Origin of the sequence: Aquabacter sediminis (assembly GCF_028863665.1) — a bacterium.
Taxonomy (GTDB): Bacteria; Pseudomonadota; Alphaproteobacteria; order Rhizobiales; family Xanthobacteraceae; genus L1I39.
In genome coordinates, this window is the sequence record NZ_JARBFX010000004.1 from 398,176 (window position 1) to 413,121 (window position 14,946).

15 protein-coding genes are annotated in these 14,946 nt (G+C 65.6%); 2 read left to right on the plus strand and 13 right to left on the minus strand.

All coding sequences use genetic code 11. From position 1 onward, the window contains the following. Positions 1 to 5: 5 nt before the first annotated feature. From PV781_RS10185 to PV781_RS10205, 5 genes are all read right to left on the minus strand, one after another. The gene (locus PV781_RS10185) at positions 6 to 1,568 is read right to left on the minus strand and encodes a formate dehydrogenase beta subunit (protein WP_274775512.1); all 1,563 of its coding nucleotides are present in this window, start codon (positions 1,566 to 1,568) and stop codon (positions 6 to 8) included. Then, a complete protein-coding gene (locus tag PV781_RS10190; RefSeq protein WP_274775513.1) occupies positions 1,565 to 2,044 on the minus strand; it encodes a formate dehydrogenase subunit gamma in 480 nt (159 codons plus the stop codon). Before PV781_RS10190 ends, PV781_RS10185 begins: the two co-directional genes overlap by 4 nt. Positions 2,045 to 2,287: 243 nt before the next feature. Next, on the minus strand, positions 2,288 to 3,220 hold the full coding sequence (locus PV781_RS10195) for a LysR family transcriptional regulator (RefSeq protein WP_274775514.1): 933 nt from the start codon (positions 3,218 to 3,220) through the stop codon (positions 2,288 to 2,290). A gap of 432 nt (positions 3,221 to 3,652) precedes the next feature. Beyond that, positions 3,653 to 4,564 (minus strand): coiled-coil domain-containing protein, encoded by a 912-nt coding sequence (locus PV781_RS10200; protein ID WP_274775515.1) that lies wholly within the window; start codon positions 4,562 to 4,564, stop codon positions 3,653 to 3,655. A 184-nt stretch (positions 4,565 to 4,748) separates the two neighbouring features. Further along, on the minus strand, positions 4,749 to 5,339 hold the full coding sequence (locus tag PV781_RS10205) for a DUF1134 domain-containing protein (protein WP_425532389.1): 591 nt from the start codon (positions 5,337 to 5,339) through the stop codon (positions 4,749 to 4,751). Positions 5,340 to 5,632: 293 nt separating this feature from the next. Between PV781_RS10205 and chpT the strand changes: the two genes are divergently transcribed. Next, entirely contained in the window at positions 5,633 to 6,292 is a 660-nt protein-coding gene (gene chpT, locus PV781_RS10210; RefSeq protein WP_274775517.1) for a histidine phosphotransferase ChpT, read from the plus strand. A 198-nt stretch (positions 6,293 to 6,490) separates the two neighbouring features. Then, on the plus strand, positions 6,491 to 7,948 hold the full coding sequence (locus PV781_RS10215) for a peptide MFS transporter (protein ID WP_274775518.1): 1,458 nt from the start codon (positions 6,491 to 6,493) through the stop codon (positions 7,946 to 7,948). On the opposite strand, the gene PV781_RS10220 is transcribed toward PV781_RS10215, so the two are convergent. The 8 genes from PV781_RS10220 to nifK all read right to left on the minus strand — a co-directional run bounded on the left by PV781_RS10220 (position 7,920) and on the right by nifK (position 14,815). After that, positions 7,920 to 8,672, minus strand: a complete 753-nt coding sequence (locus tag PV781_RS10220; protein ID WP_274775519.1) for a nitrogen fixation protein NifQ — start codon at positions 8,670 to 8,672, stop codon at positions 7,920 to 7,922. The two genes, PV781_RS10215 and PV781_RS10220, sit on opposite strands and share 29 nt — an antisense overlap. A gap of 11 nt (positions 8,673 to 8,683) precedes the next feature. Next, positions 8,684 to 8,998 (minus strand): ferredoxin III, nif-specific, encoded by a 315-nt coding sequence (gene fdxB, locus PV781_RS10225; RefSeq protein WP_209103573.1) that lies wholly within the window; start codon positions 8,996 to 8,998, stop codon positions 8,684 to 8,686. A gap of 43 nt (positions 8,999 to 9,041) precedes the next feature. After that, entirely contained in the window at positions 9,042 to 9,248 is a 207-nt protein-coding gene (locus PV781_RS10230; RefSeq protein ID WP_274775520.1) for a CCE_0567 family metalloprotein, read from the minus strand. 12 nt (positions 9,249 to 9,260) lie between these two features. Beyond that, on the minus strand, positions 9,261 to 9,740 hold the full coding sequence (locus PV781_RS10235) for a NifX-associated nitrogen fixation protein (protein WP_209103571.1): 480 nt from the start codon (positions 9,738 to 9,740) through the stop codon (positions 9,261 to 9,263). A gap of 17 nt (positions 9,741 to 9,757) precedes the next feature. Next, a complete protein-coding gene (gene nifX, locus PV781_RS10240; RefSeq protein ID WP_274775521.1) occupies positions 9,758 to 10,252 on the minus strand; it encodes a nitrogen fixation protein NifX in 495 nt (164 codons plus the stop codon). Beyond that, positions 10,221 to 11,603 carry a nitrogenase iron-molybdenum cofactor biosynthesis protein NifN gene (gene nifN / locus PV781_RS10245; RefSeq protein ID WP_274775522.1) on the minus strand — a complete coding sequence of 461 codons (1,383 nt, stop codon included), beginning with the start codon at positions 11,601 to 11,603 and terminating at the stop codon, positions 10,221 to 10,223. Before nifN ends, nifX begins: the two co-directional genes overlap by 32 nt. A 10-nt stretch (positions 11,604 to 11,613) precedes the next feature. After that, positions 11,614 to 13,134 (minus strand): nitrogenase iron-molybdenum cofactor biosynthesis protein NifE, encoded by a 1,521-nt coding sequence (nifE, locus tag PV781_RS10250; protein WP_274775523.1) that lies wholly within the window; start codon positions 13,132 to 13,134, stop codon positions 11,614 to 11,616. A gap of 142 nt (positions 13,135 to 13,276) precedes the next feature. After that, complete coding sequence (gene nifK, locus PV781_RS10255) at positions 13,277 to 14,815, minus strand: nitrogenase molybdenum-iron protein subunit beta (RefSeq protein ID WP_274775524.1); 1,539 nt, start codon at positions 14,813 to 14,815, stop codon at positions 13,277 to 13,279. Between the last annotated feature and the right edge of the window lie 131 nt (positions 14,816 to 14,946).

Genomic DNA, 14,946 nt, shown 5'->3' on the forward strand with positions numbered 1-14,946 from the left:
TCCTCCTATTCGGCGGCTGCGGGCAGCTTGGGCGCCGCTCCGAAATCTTCGGGGAAGTGGGTCAGCGCGCTGATCACCGGATAGGGCGTGAAGCCCCCAAGGGCGCAGAGCGAGCCGAGCTTCATGGTCTGGCAAAGGTCGGTCAGGATGGCGAGATTGGCCTCGCGCCGCTGGCCGGCGATGATCTTGTCCAAGGTCTCCACGCCGCGCGTGGAGCCGATGCGGCAGGGGGTGCACTTGCCGCAGCTTTCATGGGCGCAGAATTCCATGGCGAAGCGCGCCATGTGGGCCATGTCAACGGTGTCGTCGAACACCACGATGCCGCCATGGCCGATGAGAGCGTCCTTGGCCGCGAACGCCTCATAGTCGAAGGGCGTGTCGAACTGGGAGACCGGCAGATAGGCGCCGAGCGGTCCGCCCGCCTGCACCGCCTTCACCGGGCGGCCGGAGGCGGTACCGCCGCCGATGTCATTCACCAATTCGCCCAGCGAAATGCCGAAGGCGGTCTCGAACAGGCCGCCATATTTGATGTTGCCGGCGAGCTGGATGGGCATGGTGCCCCGCGAGCGGCCCATGCCGAAGTCGCGGTAGAAATTGCCGCCCTTGTCGAGGATGACGGGGACGGTGGCCAGCGAGATCAGGTTATTGATGACGGTGGGGCGGCCGAACAGGCCCTTGAGCGCCGGCAGGGGCGGTTTTGCGCGCACTACGCCGCGCTTGCCCTCCAGGCTATCCAGCAGCGCCGTTTCCTCGCCGCACACATAGGCGCCGGCGCCCATGCGCATTTCCACGTCGAAGTCGTAGGAGGAGCCGGCCACGTTCTTGCCGAGCAGCCCGGCTTGACGCGCCTTGGTGATCGCCTTCTCCATCACCAGGATGGAGAGCGGATATTCCGAGCGGCAATAGACATAGCCCTTGGTGGCCCCGACGGCGATGCCCGCAATGGTCATGCCCTCAATGAGGCAGAACGGGTCGGCCTCCATGATGAGGCGGTCGGCGAAGGTGCCGCTGTCGCCCTCGTCCGCATTGCAGACGATGTATTTCTGGTCCGCCTGGGTGGCCGCGACCGTGCGCCATTTGATGCCGGTCGGAAAGCCTGCGCCGCCGCGACCCCGCAGGCCGCTCTGGAACACTTCCTCGACGATGGCCGCCGGGCCAAGCGTGAGGGCCCGCTCCAGGCCCTTGTATCCGCCATGGGCGCGATAGTCGGTCAGCGACAGCGGATCGATAATGCCGCAGCGGGCGAAGGTGAGGCGCGTCTGGCGCTTGAGATAGGGGATTTCCTCCACCAGGCCGACGCAGAGCGGATGGGGGCCCCCATCCAGCATGCCGGCGGCGAGCAGGCCCTCCACGTCGGAGGCCTTCACCGGGCCGTAGCCGACGCGGCCGGCGGGCGTCTCCACCTCCACCAGCGGCTCCAGCCAGAACAGGCCACGGGAGCCGTTGCGAACGATGTCCACCAGCGTGCCACGGGCGGCGAATGCGTCCGCGAAAGACCGGGCCACCCGATCGGCGCCGCAGGCGACGGCCGCGGCATCGTTGGGAACGAAAATGCGAACGACGCTCATCGGCCGGACTCCGCAACCAGTTCGTCGATGGTCTCGCGATCAAGGCGCCCCACGAGGCGGCCGTCGATCAAGGCGGAGGGAGCGCAGGCGCACAGGCCGAGACAGTAGATGGGCTCCAGCGTCACCCGCCCGTCCGGCGTGGTCTCGCCCATCTGGATGCCGAGCTTCTCCTCGGCATAGTCTGCGAGGCCCTGGCATCCCATGGCCTGGCAGGCCTCGGCCGCGCACAGCTTGATGACATGGCGGCCCGGCGGCTCGCGCCGGAAGTCATGATAGAAGGTGACGACGCCATAAACCTCCGCCCGCGACAGGTTGAGCGTCTCGGCGATCATCGGCACCACCGGGTCCGGCACGAAGCCGAAGGCCTCCTGGATGGCGTGCAAGATCGGCATGGTCGCACCCGCCATGTGCTGGTGGGATGCGATGATCTGAGACGCGCGGTCCGCGCTCCACGGTTCGTAGCCGGCCGTCGGCATGCTCTCTCCCCCGGCCGCATGACGCGACCACTTTTTGAGATCGTTCAAAGGAGTGTCTCACAAGAAGAACTCCAATCAAGCGACCTGTGGGATGTTGCGATAGAACATGCCTATTAAAAATGGAGGTATTATAATAATTCATCCCGCAGTCAAAGGGCTCGTGCCGCGGCTGAAAGGCCAGAAGGCGCTGAAATTTTGTATTTCAATCGCGCTTCTCTATGTGCGGGGGCGTCCTGCAGCTGGCTATTGCTGCAATGCGGCGAGGGCGGGGTCCGGCAGGACGGCAGCCTCAAGGCGTGGCGCGATCCGGCGGGCTTCGGCCACAAGCGCCGCTGTGAGCGGGGTGGTTGGCTCCCGGTGGGGCACGACAAGTCCGATGGAGTGGGTGATTTCCGGCTCAAGAATGGGAATGGACCGCACGATGGAGGTCAGCCCCAGGGAATCGGCCAACATGGCCGGCATCACGCTCGCCCAGTGTCCGGTTCGCACATGAGTGAACAGCACGATCATGGAATTGGATTCGAGCGAAGGCTTGGGCGGGCCGCCGGACGCGGAGAGGAGGCCATCCACAATGCGTCGGTTCTGCATGTCGGGGGTCAGCAGGCAGAGCGGCAATTCAGCTACCTCGGCCCAGGTAACCTGGTCGCGGTCGCCATATTTGGCCTTGGGTGAAGTGACCAGGCGATAGCGCTCCCGATAAAGAGGCACGGTGTTCACGCGGCCGAGCGGCTCATTGTCCAGATAGGTCAGGCCTGCATCGATCTCCAGATTCTCCAGGTGATTGAGGATCTCGATGGAGGTGCGGGAGATGATGGTGAAGCGCACGTCCGGATGCCGGGCCCGGAACGGCGTGGTCAGCGCTGCCACCATGGGCAATGCAGTGGGTATGGCGGCGATGCGAAGGGGGCCGGAGAGGCCGCGCTTCAGGGCGTCGATGTCCTGACGCATGGCGCGTGAATCCGCCACGATGCGCCGCGCCCATTCCAGCGTCCGCTCCCCTTCCGGCGTGAAGCCCATGAAGCGGGAGCCACGCTGCACCAGGAGCACGCCGAGCGTGTCCTCCAACTGCTTGATGCCGGCCGATAGCGTGGGCTGGGTCACCCCGCACGCCTCTGCCGCCCGCCCGAAGTGCCGCTCGCGGGCGAGGGCAATGAGATATTCCAGCTTGTCGATCATGCCGCTCTCCGCCAGATCGGGTGACCCGATGCAGTGTGTCTCTCACCGGGAGCGGTAACCGCTCCCAGGGACTTCAGCCGTCCCAAGGCTCACCGCAGATGATCACAAATTCGCGCGCCGGTACCCAAGCCGGGGAACCTGAGGGTTAACGAACCGTTGACGGTCAGGACGCCTCCCTGCGGCAGGAGGCAAGGGCGAAGCTGAGCTTGGGAAGCCAAATTTGGGGAGTTTTGCCATGCCTGCGATTGCACGTGGTCTGGTGATGATTTCGATGATGGCTCTGCTGATGACCGCTTCTGCGACGGCTGTGGTCGCGCCTGGGCCTGGGTTCGCGCCACAGAAGGCGCCTGAAGCTCCCCGCTATACGGGACCCGCCTTATTCGCGTGAGCCGTGGTCAAGCAACCGGCCACACTGCGCTGACGCAAATGGGTTCAGGAGGCCGCGGCCTGCCGGTGCGGCTGGGTGGCCTCCTCGGCCGAAGCCAAGTCTGCGACAGGCTGGGCTTCAATCCGCTGCACAGGAGCCGTGGCCTTAGGTTCTGTTGAGGTCGCACCCGCAGCAATTCGGCTGGCGATTTCGACGAGGCGCTCACGCACGAGCGCCAGGTCCTCGTCACGAGGTCCTGCTTGCGCACTTCCATGAGGCGGCGCGGCGGCAGCCTGGGCCTCAGCTGCCAAAAGTTTCTGTCGCGCGGCTTCCAGTTGCGCGCGCGCCTCGGAGTTGGCAGCCGCGAACGCCTCCCGCGCCTCTGTCGCGGCCTGCTCCTGCGCCTGGAGCTGGGCGGAGAGACGCGCCATTTCTGCCTCGCGCGATACCAAGGCGGCACTCAAGGACGTCGTGCGTTCCTCTTCGGTTGCCAGCGACTGGCGCAGTTCGGCCAGGGTCGCCTTCATCTGCTGCTGTTCAGCCTCCCGCGTGGCGAGGGCCACCGCAGTGTCTGCGAGGGCGGCCACCCGCTCTTCCAGTGTGCGCTGGGTTTCCAAAAGGCGCGCGGACAGCGCATCGCGCTCATCTTGGAGCGCGGCAATGTTCACCTCCCGGCTGGCGAGCGTGTGCCCGAGTTCCACCGCCTTCAGCCGGTGTTCTTCCAGTGTGCGGGCATCTCGCATCAACTGGTCGCGCAAGGTTTCGATCTGGATCTCCAGGCGGCGCTGATTCAAGGCGAAGCCGGCCCGCTGGAGGTCCTTGTCCGCATGAATCTCAAAAATGGAGGTGGGCACCGCCGCCTCGATACGCCGCGTGGTGAGGCGAACCGCCCGGTGCCAGATGGCGGGCAGGACCATGAGAGCCACAAGCGTCGCCACCAGGACGCCGAGCACGAAGAACATGACCTGCTCGATCACGCGGAACCTATGCCTTCATACGGGGCAGGGCGGCCCGACACTCCGGTCCCCTCTGCCGCATCTTCGCGAGCCAAGTCCCAGCCCCATGCCGGTGGGCTGAGCTGGGTCTTTCGCGCAAGCTCCTTCATACGCCGCCACCCGCCGGAGTGCCAATCGGTATCCGTTGCGCTCAGCGGTGGCGCGGTCAGAAGGGGTTCCAGGTCGCGGCGGGGGTGAACTTCAGATAGCCGAGATTGGCTCCAAGCCGCACGCCCACCCCGGAGCGGATGGGCACCACCACGATATTGTCTGCGGTGAGGGCGGTCATACCGAAGCCCGCGACCAGGTAAGCGGATCCCGAAATGCCGCCGAAGCGCCGGAAGATGTCCTCCACGGTCCGCAGGTTGTAAACCAGGATCATGGTGCGGGCGCCGTCGCCGCCAAAGTCCCACCCCAGCGACGGCCCCTGCCAGAAGACTTTCAGGTCACCGGCATTGCGGGTGTAGAGCACACCTTCGCCATAGCGCAGGCCGCCGACAAACGCGCCGGATCCTTCCTGGCCAAGAATATAGCCGTTGGGCTGCCCCCACTGGCCGACCGCCTTCTCGATGGCGAGCGCCAGATCCTTGGAGACGGTGCCGAAGAAGGAGTGGCCCTTGCTGACCAACTCATTGGTGGAATAGGGCGCAGGCTGTTGCCGGGGCGCCCCCGGGGGCGGTTGCTGCGCGCTGGCACCTGCGGCGCTGGCGGCCAGGAGGAAAAGAGCGGCGGCGAAGCGGGCGACGGCGGAGGTCAGGAAGGGCATGGATCTCTCGCGATGGGCTTCGGGCGGACGCGAATCGGCAGGGGACAGTGTCCCCACAGTGTGACGCGGACAAGGCGTGGCGCAAAGGCGCGCGCTCAAGCACCGTCTGTGGCCAGCATGGGGCCGTGGGGTTAACGGAAGTTGTCCGACCCGCTTGGCTTGTGGAAGGGCGGGGGGAGGTTTATCAGACCCAACGCTTTTCGCCGCGGTGCCTGCGGGCGTGCGCCTCAAGGCCGCATGCCGGTGTGCCTCGTCCATGGACTGGAACTCTGCCGGACTCCCCCATGCCTGCATCCGACGCCCCCGTGACCTTCGCCGTTTCTGCCTTGGACCTCGCTGCGCTCCTGTGCTCGCGGGTGTGCCACGATGTGATCAGCCCCGTGGGCGCCATCGTGAACGGCCTTGAGGTGCTGGAGGACGATGATTCCGCCGACATGCGGGACGTCGCCCTGGAACTCATCGCCAAGAGCGCCCGTCAGGCCTCGGCGCGGCTTCAGTTTACGCGCCTGGCTTTCGGTGCGGCCGGATCTGCGGGCGCGACCATTGACCTCGGCGACGCCGAGAACGTGGTGCGCGGTATGATGGAAGACGCGCGCACGCGCATCGAATGGAGCCTGCCGCGCGAGTTCCAACCCAAGAACCGGGTCAAGTTGCTGCTCAATCTGGCCTTGCTGGCCGGGACCACCATCCCGCGCGGTGGCCTCATCAAGGTGGACCCGGCGCCAGGCGGCGTTGCGAATGGGTTCGTGCTCACCACGGAAGGCGTGAGCGCGCGCATTCCCCAGGCGGTGCCGCCGCTCCTGGCGGGGGAGGCGCCCGAAGGCGGACTCGACGCTCATGCCGTGCAGCCCTTCTATGCCGGCCTTTTGGCGCGGGACTGCGGCATCACGGTGAGCTTCGCGATCGACGGCGAGAGGGTGACGCTTTCCGCCACTGCCGTCTGATTTCTCGCAAGTCCTTCTACCTTTTGCGAAACTGTTGATCGATGGCGATTGACAGTCCCTCTTTCCGCGCCCGAAGCTAAAGGGCGTGCTCCAGCTTCCCTCGCGTCCTTGCGCAGGGGCAGGAGCACGCGGCAGCGGCGGGCGGTGAACGCACCCCGCACGGTGCCCGCGCGAGACGGGCGGGGAATGAGGGGCATCATGAGTGTCGTGGGGGTCGCCGACGGAGTCGCGACGGAAGTGCGTCAGCCCAAGGGCCTGACCTTCCTTTTTCTGGCCGAGATGTGGGAGCGCTTCAGCTTCTACGGCATGCAGGCCCTCATCGTGCTCTATATGAGCAAGGTGCTGGGCTTCAGCGACGCGCGCGCCAGCCTCACCTATGGCGCCTATGCCGCCTTCGTCTTCCTGACGCCCATTGCTGGCGGTGCCTTGGCAGACCGGGTGCTGGGCTTCCGCTGGGCGGTGATCGTCGGCGGCGTCATCATCATGATCGGCCATATCGTACTGGCATTGCCCTTCGGCGCGCTCTCCATGTTTGCCGGCATGGCCTTCGTGGTGGTGGGGACGGGCTTCTTCAAGTCCTCGGTCTCGGCTGTGGTCGGCCAGCTCTATGGCGAGGACGACCCCCGGCGGGATGGCGGTTTCACCATCTTCTACATGGGAATCAATGTGGGCTCGCTGCTGGCCACCTTGATCGTCGGCTATGTGGGCCAGCAGGTGGACTGGCATCTGGGCTTTGGTCTCGCCGCCGTGGGCATGGCGTTCGGCCTGGTGGTGTTCGTCCTGGGCACGCGCCATTACTCGGCCAAGACGCTGGAATGCCCGCGCCCGCGCCTCATCCTGCCGACCATCATCGGGGCGCTCGTGGCCGTTCCCATCCTCACCTATCTTCTCGCGGAGCCGGATGGCGCCAAGCTGATGATGCTGGTGGGCGGCGGCCTGACCTATGCCTATGTGGTCTACCGCGCCTTCACGTCGGAGCCGGAATATCGCCGGCATTTGGTGGCCATCCTGATCTATGTCCTGTTCGCCAGCTTCTTCTGGGCGCTGTTCAAGCAGAAGGACGGGCCGGTGCTGCTTCTGGTGGACCGGGCCATCGACCGGCATGTCCTGGGCTTCGAGATGCCCTCGGCCATGTTCACCTCCTTCAACCCGTTCATGATCCTGGTCCTGGCGCCGATCTTCGTCCGCATCTGGGCGGCCTTTGCCGCCCGGGGCAAGCCGGTCTCCACTGGGGTGAAGTTCTTCCTGGGTCTCTTCTTCGCTGGCGGATGCTTCGCGCTGGTGGCGGGAGCGGCCTATTCGGCCTCCTCGGGCCAGCCGGCCTCCCTGCTCTGGGTGGCGGGCGCCATCTTCCTTCTCACCTGCGGGGAACTGTCCCTGTCGCCGGTGGGGCTGGCCATGGTTTCGGCCCTTTCGCCCCCCTCGCTCACGGGCCTCATGTATGGCGCCTGGTTCCTCTCCACCTCGTTCGGCGCTTATGCCGCCGGCTGGATCGGGACGCTCGCCACCGTGCCGGAAGGGGCAGCCGCGAGCATCGCCACCTATGCGGCCGCCTGCGCGGATGTGTACATGAAGGTGGCGCTGCTGGGCTTCGGGGCAGCCGCGGTGTTCCTGATGCTGCTTCCGGTCATGCGGCGCCTCCAGGCGCACCACTGAAGACATCGGCGGGCGGCAGCGGAGTGATCTGCGCCGCGCGCCGACGCTGCGCGAGGCGGCTTTCGCCGCTCTCGTCGCCGAAGCACGCCTCGAAATCTGAGCAATCCCGGCAACTGGGCGCGGAGCACAGGACGAAGCCTTCCGCCTCGCACAGGCGGCGGTAGAAATACTTCTTCCATTTCATGTTGTTCACATTCCCCGCCGCCAGGAGCGGGAAGTGGCGGCCCAGCAGGCGGGACAGCTCGCTGCGATTGGCGAGGCCGAGATCCTGCCACAGGTGATCCGCCTCCATGGCCCGGCGTGCGATCATGCCGGCCAGGATGCGTCCCTCAGGCGTGCGCGCGTGATGACGGAGCATCTCTTCGAGTATCTCCTCCTCTTCGCCCGCCTGTGCCTCTCCGATGGGTACGGCGAGGGCGACGAAGGCTCTGGGAGAGAAATAGCGAGCGAAGACGTGTTCAAGGTCGTGACCACCCACGCCCAGATGCCGGGCGAGGTCATGACCCTCCGCATCCGCTTCGGCGGCGGCGATGGCGATGATGGATGCGAAGATGTGCGCGTCGAACCCGACATCAAAGGTGGCCGGCTCAGTGGCCTTGTGGTCCGCTTCACTCCCGCGCCGCACCTCTCGGGTGGCCGGCTCCGACGCGGCCCCGGCCTCATACGCGGCCATCAGCGCACCGTAGAGGGCGGGCGCGGAGCGAGAGCGGCGGGAGAGGCCCATCTGCGCCTCCCTCAGGCCGCGATCTTGTCGGCGGTGACGTGGGTCTGGCAATTCTTGGGGCAGACGCGGGAGCAGGCGCCGCAGCCGATGCAGGCCCCCGCATTGTCCACCACCATCACCTTGCGGACCAGCTCGCCGTCGAAATCGTCGTCGTCGTCCTCATCCACCTTGCCGAGCATGGCGTTTTCCTCGCCCACGCCCCACAGATGCATGACATCCCGCGAGCACACCTTGTAGCAGCGGCCGCAGCCGATGCAGGTGGTCTCGTCGATGGCGACCAGATAGTCCGGCGTCCAGGCGCTGCCGTCGCGCGTCGTATAGGCCATGGCTGTTCCCCTTCCTGGCTAGGCCTTGCTGAGGGCCGCCGCGTCAGGCGGCTTGGGATTCAAGGGCTTTGAGGGCCTTGCGGGCCTCGTCCAGCGCCTTGAAGGTGGCGTAGGTCTCCTGCGCCACCTCGAGGATGTTCTGCCAGTTGGTGGGCAGGTCCTCGGACAGGTCATGCAGGTTCATCTTCCAGGTGACGGATTTGGAGGAGAGCTTCTTGATCTCCGCCTTCAGGGTCTCGACGTCAGACATGGGTGCCTCCTCTCAGATGCGGGCGACTTCGGGATAGGTGTTGATGGCGTCCACCGCGTCCGCGAGCGCCTTGGAGCCGGCCTCCGCCAGCTTGGACAGGGTCTCGAATCCGAAGCGGTGCACGTCGCGCAGGTGCTTGGAGAGCACCACCAGTTTGCCGGCGGTGAGCAGCACGCGGCCAAAGCCCTCGTGGCTCATCTTCATCATGGGGCTGGCGATGAGCCCGGTCTCCGCCTCGATGGCGAGGCCCACGGCGGTGTAGAACATCTCCACCCGCCACAGCACGTCCGGGTCCGGATCGCCCATGATGGGGATCTGCCGGCGCTGTTCCTTGGTGAGGATGAAATCCTTCAGCAGCAGGGCGTCGGAACGGCCTTCCCAGCTGCCATAGGTGTCCTGGGCGCGCATCAGGCGCACCAGGGATTTCAGGAAGGGCGTGGCGAGGGCCGCGCCATCGGCGTCGACCCCTTCAAGCACAGCGGCGTCGGTCATGGCATGCTCCTCGTTGGTCAGTCTTCGTCATCGATGAAGGAGGGCTTCGGCGCGACGGCGCCGGCTTCCGCGAGCACCTTGCGCAGCCAGGGCGGCGGCGAGCCGGCCAGCATCTCGCGCGTGCGCTCCAGCACCACGTCGATGGGCTGGGCCTGGGCGATCTTGATGGGGTGGATCTTGGCGGTGACCACCTTGGCCGCCGACGGCCCCCCGATAGCCAAGCAGAACAGGAGATGGCAGCCGCGCAGCGCCTCCACCTTGGGCGTGATCTTGTCGTCGCCGTCGGTCTGGTGCTTGCCGCCCTCGTCCGAGACATTGTCGAACGCCACGGTCTCCACGAAGGACCAGCCATCCACCGTCACGTCATAAACGGCGAACTTCTTGGCCGAGCCGAAATGGGCGTTCAGGCCCTTCATGTCCTGGGTGGCGATGGCGACCCGGACGGCCGGCCCCGTGCGCGGGGCGGCCGGCTCCTCGGTCTCAACGAGCCGCAGTCTGCGCGTGGCTGTCATCGGTCTCTCCGCGATCACGGAACGGGTTCAGGGATTGAGGGGTCGGCTCGTGCCGGGTGGCCTGGAAGATGTTGGACACCTCAAAGATGAGGTTCCGCGTGCCTTCATGGCCGATGGTCAGCCGGTGCTGGCTGCCCAGCCGGTCGAAGATGGGAAAGCCGGCTCGCATGAGCGGTATGCCCAGCCGCTCGGACGCCTGCCGGCCATGGCTGTGCGTGACGAGGAGGTCGCAGCCCCCTGCACGGTCTTCCAGGTCCTGCAGGTCGCCCACCAGCACTTCGGCCGCCGGCACCTTGCGCAGGATGGGATTGGCACCCGTGGTGGTGACCGCCACCTCCACCGTGGCGCCGAGACCGACGAAGAAGGTCGAGAGGGCGAACAGCAGGTCCGGCTCGGCGGCGATGGCGATCTTCTGGCCACCGAAATGGAAGTGCCCGTCCAGCAAAGCATCCTGGAGCTGGCTGCGCTGGCGCCGGAGCTTGGCGGGCACAGGCCGGCCGGAGAGCTGGGCGAGCAGGCTTACGAAGCGATCGGCCGGCTTCAGCCCCGTCAAGGTCTCGAACATCGTGAAGGGCACGCCCGCCCGTTCCTCGATGGCCGCCGCCGCGCCGCGCACATGCTCGGCCAGCACGATGGTGTGCACGGAGCGGCCCATGGCGCGGATATCCGGCACCAGCGTGCCGCCATAGGCGGTGGGCACCCAGCGGTCGGGCACCGTGCCGTCCAGCGACCCGGAAATGTCCGGCAGAATGATGGGATCGAGTCCGAAAGCCTCCACCGTCTCGCGGATATATTCGAGGTCTGCGACCGTGTGGTGCCAGCCGGGCAGGATGTTCACCTGGTTGAGGCTCACCACCCGGTCCGCATTGTGTGGCACCAGGGCCTCCACCATGGACAGGACGGCCTTGGACCAGCCTTCCTCCATGGCGCCCTCGAAGTCCGGCGTCTGGGCGAGCACCACCTCGGTGCCCTGCAGCGCCTCCGCGTTGCGGGCGCGGATGAGCTTGAGGTCGCTGGCGAAATCCTCGCCGCGCGTCTCCACCAAGGCGGTGGTGCAAACCCCAATGAGGCTCGGCTTGGTGCGGGTCTTCAGGTTGAGGATGGCCTCTTCCAGATGATCCGCACCACCCAGCACGGTTGCGACCTCGTCCATGGCGGTGGTCTGGAGCGGGATGGTCTCCTTGAAGTGGCGCACCAGCAGGACGAGCGCGAAGGACGTGCACCCCTGCGAGCCGTGGAACAGCGGCATGGCGCCGTCCACGCCGAGATAGGCGAGCGCAGCGCCCAAAGGCGGGGACGACTTCAAGGGGTTGATGGCGGCGGCCTTCAGGAGGGGCGTGACGCTGGTCATGGCGGCGCCCTCAGCATTCGGCCAGGTCGTCGGCACCGGCGCCGGCGAACTTCTTGCGGGTGTGTGCGAGAAAATGGGGATCCTCCCCGCCGCCTTCGCCCAGCCCCTCGCCCACGGGACCTCCAGGGCCGGACAAGAGGTTGCCCTGCGCATCCCAGGGGGCGGGCTCGCGCACCTCGGCCCACATGGGATTGGAAATGGCGATGTCGATGCGCTTCACCAGCTCCACCATGCCGTCATAGCCCGCATAGGGGAAATGGCGTTCCTGGTTGATGTCGAGCCAGGGCATCTTGGCTTTCAGCGCAATGAACTGGGTGCGCCCGCCGGAGAGCATGATGTCCGCCTTGTTGGACGCGAGCATCGCGTAGAGATCACGCGGCGCCATGCTGTCGAACATATGGTTTTCGTCTTTGAGGAGCTGCTTGATGCGCTCCTTATCCTCCAGCGTGGACTTCTTCACGGAGGTTCCGACAATCTCGATACCGATTTCCATCAGCGCGGCCACCACCGACCAGGACTTCACGCCACCCGTATTGAGCAGCACCCGCTTACCTTGGAGGCGGGGGCGAAATGCCTCCAGCCGGGTCCAGGCGCGGGCCTCTTCCTCTGCAATCAGTGCCTCGGTGCGGTCCAGCAGGGCGGCATCGGCGCCGCGCTGCACCAGCAGGCGCGCGGTCTGGCGCAGCGCCTCCGAAGTGTCGGAGATGCCGTAGAACGAACCTTCGAAGAAGGGGATGCCCCAGCGCTCTTCCATCTTGCGGGCGAGATTGATGAGCGCGGTGGAGCACTCCATCATGGTGGCCCGCGCGGTGTGGGCGGCGGCCACTTCGTGATAGCGCGCATCGCCCGGAATGCAGGCGCGGATGCGGATGCCGAGCTTCTCGAACAGCGGCTTCACCGCCCAGAACTCGCCGGAAAGATTGAATTCGCCGAGAATATTGATGTCGAGGGGGCCGGCATCGTCCGGCTCTAAAGTGCCGATCACATGATCGAGCAGGGCCTCGCCGGCGAGCTTGTTGCCGAGGTTTTTCGAGCCCACGAAGCCCGGCGCGTTCACCGGCACAACGGGCAGCCCATATTTCGCAGACGCCGCCTTGCACACCGCCTCGATGTCGTCGCCGATCAGCGCCGTCACGCAGGTGGAATAGACGAAGATGGCAGGGGGATTGAAGCGTTGCGCGATCTCGCGCACGGCCTTGTAGAGCTTCTTCTCGCCATTGCCCATCACCACGTCGAGCTCGGTGAGGTCGGTGGTGAAGGAGCGCCGCCACAGATCGGAGCCCGAGGAGCCGGCGCCGCGATTGTCCCAGCTGTTGCCCTCGCAGGCGAGCGGAGCATGGATAAGATGCGCCACATCCGTGATGGGCTGGAGCACGATCTTCGCGCCATCGAAGGCGCAACCGCCCGCGGCCGCGCCGGGCGTCAAGGGTTTCGAGCAACCCTTCTTGCGCTCTTTCGCGCCCTTGGCCTGGTTCTTGTCGCAACCTGGCTCGTTGAAGACGTCGGCGATCTTGTCCTTGAGCATGGCCATGCCCTCCGGCGCGATCCTGATGACTTGAAAGACGCTCCCGGACCTTATGTCCGGGAGCGCAAGGAACGTCGCCGCGAGCGATGGGGGGCAGAATTTGTGCGGCGACGGGTCTCGTGCGGAGGCGGGCGGAGCCGCCTCGGATTCAACGGGTCAGGTCGAACGAATAGTCGGTCTTCGCCGGCGTGATCGTCTCCTGGTCCAGCGTATCGAAGATCTTGTCGAGGATCGTGGTCAGCAGGCGCAGGCCACCCTGGTAACCCATCACCGGGAAACGGTGATGATGATGCCGGTCGAAGATCGGGAAGGCCGTGCGGATGAGTGGGGTCTTGGTGTCGCGCTCCAGATACTTGGCGTATGAATTGCCAAGGATGAAGTCGACCGGCTCGGTGAAGAGCAGCGACCGAAGGTGCCACAGATCCTTGCCGGCCCACACCTGGCCCGCCGCACCGAAGGGCGAGGAGGCAAGAAGCTCCTTCATCTCTTCTTCCCACTGCTTGGTGCCATTGGTGGCCAGGCAGTGGATCGGCTCGCCGCCGGTCTCCAGGATAAAGCGGGTGAGGCCATAGACCACATCCGGATCGCCGAAGATCGCGTATTTCTTGCCGTGCAGCCAGGACTGGCTGTCGGCCATGGCGTCGATGAGGCGGCCGCGCTCCAGGGTGAGGGCCTGCGGGACGTCCTTGCCGGTCAGCTCGGAAATCTTGAACAACAGCTCATCCGTGCCGCGAACACCGAGCGGATAGTGGAAGTTGACGACCTCCTGGCCCTTGGTGGCGACATAGTCGAGCGTCTTGCGGGTGCAGTATTTCTGCAGCGAGAGCGTCGCCTTGGCATTCAGGGCATCGGCGGTGTCCTCCAGCGTGGTGCCGCCGGAATACATGCGGAACTCGCCATCGGAGGGCGTGTCATAGGTGTCGGAAGCGTCCTGGAGCAGCGTATAGTCGACGCCCATCAGGTCGAGCATGCGCTTCAGCTCGCGGTTGTTGCCGACGCAGAAGCCGTCGAAGCCGGGGATGATGGTGACCTTCTCACCGGCGACCCGCTCCTTATCCTTCCAGAAATGCTCAAGGATACCCTTGATCATGTTGTCGTAGCCGTCCACATGGCTGCCGACGAAGGCAGGCGTGTGGGCGTGGGGCACGTCGAAGTCTTGCGGAACCGAGCCCTTGTTCTTGGCATTGGTGATGAATGACTGAAGGTCGTCACCGATCACTTCCGCCATGCAGGTGGTGGACACCGCGATCATCTTCGGCTCGTACAGCGAATAGGTGTTCGCTAGGCCATCGATCATGTTGTTGAGGCCACCGAAGACCGCCGCGTCCTCCGTCATGGAGGAGGAGACCGCGGAGGCCGGCTCCTTGAAGTGACGGGACAAATGCGAGCGGTAATACGCGACGCAGCCCTGGGAGCCATGGACGAAGCTCATGGTCTTTTCGAATCCGGCGGAGGCAAACACCGCGCCGAGCGGCTGACAGGCCTTGGCGGGGTTCACGACCAGGGCTTCGCGAGCAAGGTTTTTCTCGCGATACTCCCAAGTCTTGGCATATTCGCGTTGCGCATCCACGGATTCATTGGAAGCGGGGCATTCGAATTCTTCCCGCTTGCGCGCGAACATTTCCTGATATTCGGGCTCGCGGAACAGCGGGGCGTGGTCGAGCACGCGGTCGGCTGATTGCGGCATGGTCAACTCCTGTCCTGTTCGGCGTGGCCGCGCCATACGGCGGCACACGGCTCGGGATTAGGACGGTCTCCCCGCAAGGGGCGGCCGGGTTCGGCTCAGGCAAGGTCCGCCCATTCGCGCCCAAGGGCACG

Coding starts and splice junctions, on each gene's coding strand:
- fdxB (WP_209103573.1), bottom strand. CDS start 8,998: ATGGCCTATACGACGCGCGACGGCAGCGCCTGGACGCCGGACTATCTG.
- PV781_RS10235 (WP_209103571.1), bottom strand. CDS start 9,740: ATGACCGACGCCGCTGTGCTTGAAGGGGTCGACGCCGATGGCGCGGCC.
- nifK (WP_274775524.1), bottom strand. CDS start 14,815: ATGCCGCAATCAGCCGACCGCGTGCTCGACCACGCCCCGCTGTTCCGC.
- PV781_RS10195 (WP_274775514.1), bottom strand. CDS start 3,220: ATGATCGACAAGCTGGAATATCTCATTGCCCTCGCCCGCGAGCGGCAC.
- PV781_RS10185 (WP_274775512.1), bottom strand. CDS start 1,568: ATGAGCGTCGTTCGCATTTTCGTTCCCAACGATGCCGCGGCCGTCGCC.
- PV781_RS10230 (WP_274775520.1), bottom strand. CDS start 9,248: ATGTCTGACGTCGAGACCCTGAAGGCGGAGATCAAGAAGCTCTCCTCC.
- nifE (WP_274775523.1), bottom strand. CDS start 13,134: ATGGCCATGCTCAAGGACAAGATCGCCGACGTCTTCAACGAGCCAGGT.
- nifN (WP_274775522.1), bottom strand. CDS start 11,603: ATGACCAGCGTCACGCCCCTCCTGAAGGCCGCCGCCATCAACCCCTTG.
- PV781_RS10220 (WP_274775519.1), bottom strand. CDS start 8,672: ATGGGCCTCTCCCGCCGCTCTCGCTCCGCGCCCGCCCTCTACGGTGCG.
- PV781_RS10215 (WP_274775518.1), top strand. CDS start 6,491: ATGAGTGTCGTGGGGGTCGCCGACGGAGTCGCGACGGAAGTGCGTCAG.
- chpT (WP_274775517.1), top strand. CDS start 5,633: ATGCCTGCATCCGACGCCCCCGTGACCTTCGCCGTTTCTGCCTTGGAC.
- PV781_RS10190 (WP_274775513.1), bottom strand. CDS start 2,044: ATGCCGACGGCCGGCTACGAACCGTGGAGCGCGGACCGCGCGTCTCAG.
- nifX (WP_274775521.1), bottom strand. CDS start 10,252: ATGACAGCCACGCGCAGACTGCGGCTCGTTGAGACCGAGGAGCCGGCC.